The sequence below is a fragment of the Paraburkholderia sp. SIMBA_030 genome (assembly GCF_046535245.1).
Taxonomy (GTDB): domain Bacteria; phylum Pseudomonadota; class Gammaproteobacteria; order Burkholderiales; family Burkholderiaceae; genus Paraburkholderia.
Map to the genome: position 1 here is coordinate 1 of NZ_JAWRXB010000863.1, position 261 is coordinate 261.

General features: G+C 62.1%; 1 protein-coding gene. It reads right to left on the bottom strand.

Annotated features, from left to right (window positions below; translation table 11 throughout):
* Positions 1-240 (bottom strand): hypothetical protein (locus SB772_RS42465; RefSeq protein WP_410838828.1); only part of this gene is annotated, 240 nt, incomplete at its 3' end.
* Between the last annotated feature and the right edge of the window lie 21 nt (positions 241-261).

Consider the following 261-nt stretch of genomic DNA (forward strand, 5'->3'; position numbering starts at 1 on the left):
CTGGAGGTTGCGGCCACCGCCATGTCCTGCGGAAATGACGCGAAACGATCTGTCGGCCTCGCAGATCACATAAAACCGGCCATCCGACAGGTCACCCGGGTCATTCGGCCGGGTCGCGTCCATGGCGAAATAGCACTCGTTTCGAACCTTGCCTTCGGCGACTTTTGAGAGATAGAGGCGGCGTGCCCGTTCCAGCACCGGCAGGGCGATCTGGCCATTGGCCTCGCCGACATAGGTCATGAGCCAGTCCGGGATCGGCAG